The sequence below is a fragment of the Acetobacterium sp. K1/6 genome, from assembly GCF_034438075.1.
Classification (GTDB): Bacteria; Bacillota; Clostridia; order Eubacteriales; family Eubacteriaceae; genus Acetobacterium; species Acetobacterium carbinolicum.
The window spans coordinates 1,688-4,565 of the sequence record NZ_JAXQGA010000047.1 but is presented as its reverse complement, the minus strand read 5'-3'; the positions used below and the strand labels follow the sequence as shown (position 1 = coordinate 4,565).

Annotated in this window: 1 rRNA gene; it reads right to left on the bottom strand. The window is 50.6% G+C overall.

The features are described 5' to 3' along the window. Window positions 1–14 precede the first annotated feature (14 nt). A 23S ribosomal RNA gene (locus tag U2P91_RS17600) occupies window positions 15–2,875 on the bottom strand. Window positions 2,876–2,878 lie beyond the last annotated feature (3 nt).

The window sequence follows — 2,878 nt, the reverse complement described above, 5'->3', positions numbered from 1 at the left end:
AGTGTATAAAATCTTGGATCAAGACCTCGGTCGATTAGTACTGGTCAGCTCCATATGTTGCCATACTTCCACATCCAGCCTATCTACCTGATCGTCTATCAGGGACCTTAACCTTTCGGTGAGATATCTTATCTTGAAGGGGGCTTCGTGCTTAGATGCCTTCAGCACTTATCCTTTCCAAACTTAGCTACCCAGCTATGCTCCTGGCGGAACAACTGGTGCACCAGTGGTTTGTCCGTTCCGGTCCTCTCGTACTAGGAACAGCTCTTCTCAAATATCTAACGCCCACGACGGATAGGGACCGAACTGTCTCACGACGTTCTGAACCCAGCTCGCGTGCCTCTTTAATGGGCGAACAGCCCAACCCTTGGGACCTGCTTCAGCCCCAGGATGAGACGAGCCGACATCGAGGTGCCAAACCTCCCCGTCGATGTGGACTCTTGGGGGAGATAAGCCTGTTATCCCCGAGGTAGCTTTTATCCGTTGAGCGATGGCCCTTCCACTCGGAACCACCGGATCACTAAGCCCGACTTTCGTCTCTGCTCGAGATGTCTCTCTCGCAGTCAATCACCTTTTTGCCTTTGCACTCTAAGAGATGGTTTCCAACCATCCTGAAGGTAACTTTGGGCGCCTCCGATACTTTTTAGGAGGCGACCGCCCCAGTCAAACTGCCCGTCTGACACTGTCCGATGACCGGATTACGGCCACTCGTTAGAATTCCAATCGTACAAGGGTGGTATCCCAAGGGCAACTCCTTCGAAACTAGCGTCCCAAATTCTTTGTCTCCCACCTATCCTGTACGTGCACGATCAAAACTCAATGCCAGATTGCAGTAAAGCTCTACGGGGTCTTTCCGTCCTGTCGCGGGTAACTCGCATCTTCACGAGTACTACAATTTCACCGGGTGTGTTGTCGAGACAGCGCTCAAATCGTTACGCCTTTCGTGCGGGTCAGAACTTACCTGACAAGGAATTTCGCTACCTTAGGACCGTTATAGTTACGGCCGCCGTTTACTGGGGCTTAAATTTGCACCTTCGCTTGCGCTAAGCACTCCTCTTAACCTTCCAGCACCGGGCAGGCGTCAGCCCCTATACATCATCTTTCGATTTAGCAGAGACCTATGTTTTTGCTAAACAGTCGCTTGAGCCTCTTCTCTGCGGCCCCCATAAGGGGGCACTCCTTCTCCCGAAGTTACGGAGTCATTTTGCCGAGTTCCTTAACAACACTTCTCCCGCTCATCTTAGGATTCTCTCCTCGCCTACCTGTGTCGGTTTACGGTACGGGCACCTTCTCTCTCAATAGAAGCTTTTCTTGACAGCGTGAAATCAGCGACTTCCCTACTTATTTTTCGTTCCCCGTCACGCCTTGGCCTTATGAGTAAGGGGATTTGCCTCCCTACTCAGCCTTGACGCTTGGCCCAGCTTTTCCAACCGCTGGGTTCGCTTATCCTTCTGTGTCACTCCATCTCTCAAACAATTAAAGGTGGTACAGGAATTTCAACCTGTTGTCCATCGCCTACGCTGCTCGCCTCGGCTTAGGCCCCGACTTACCCTGAGCGGACGAACCTTCCTCAGGAAACCTTGGGCTTTCGATGGTGAAGATTCTCACTTCACTTTCGCTACTCATGCCAACATTCTCTCTTGTCTTGTGTCCACCAAACCTTACAGTTTCGCTTCGCCCTCAAGACATTGCTCCCCTACCACTATGGTAGTACCATAATCCATCGCTTCGGTGCCAGATTTTAGCCCCGTTCATCTTCGGCGCACAACCACTCGACCAGTGAGCTATTACGCACTCTTTAAATGTGTGGCTGCTTCTAAGCCAACATCCTGGTTGTTTGTGCAGTTGCACATCCTTTCCCACTTAATCTGGACTTGGGGACCTTAGCGGATGGTCTGGGCTGTTTCCCTTTTGACTATGAGACTTATCTCACACAGTCTGACTGCCGTATATAAGTGCATGGCATTCGGAGTTTGATAAGGTTCAGTAATCTTTACGACCCCTAGCCTATTCAGTGCTCTACCTCCATCACTCTCTCTACAACGCTAGCCCTAAAGCTATTTCGGGGAGAACCAGCTATCTCCGTGTTCGATTGGAATTTCACCCCTATCCACAACTCATCCAAGCCTTTTTCAACAGACACTGGTTCGGACCTCCACTTGGTTTTACCCAAGCTTCATCCTGGTCATGGATAGATCACACGGTTTCGGGTCTACAGCATGCAACTCATCGCCCTATTCAGACTCGGTTTCCCTACGGCTCCGTACCTGAAGTACTTAACCTTGCTACATACCGTAACTCGTTGGCCCGTTCTACAAAAAGCACGCAGTCACGTTAGCTCCTGCTGCTTGTAAGCACAGGGTTTCAGTTTCTATTTCACTCCCCTTCCGGGGTTCTTTTCACCTTTCCCTCACGGTACTTTCCGCTATCGGTCAATCAGTAGTATTTAGCCTTGGGGGGTGGGCCCCCCATCTTCCCACAGGGTTACACGTGTCCCGTGGTACTCGTCGATTACCCGTCCATACTATTTTCGTCTACGGGGATCTCACCCTCTGCGTCCGACCTTCCCATGTCGTTCAACTAATAATACAGCCTTGATGTAATCAGGGCTCTTCCTCGTTCGCTCGCCGCTACTAAAGGAATCGATGTTTCTTTCTTTTCCTCTGGGTACTAAGATGTTTCAGTTCCCCAGGTTCCCTCCATAACGCTATGTATTCACGTCACAGTGACTGGTCTTCTACCAGCCGGGTTTCCCCATTCGGATATCTACGCTTTATCGGTTATGTGCACCTACACGTAGCTTTTCGCAGCTTGTCGCGTCCTTCTTCGGCTCTGATTGCCAAGGCATTCACCCTGTGCTCTTTTCTTCTTGATCCTA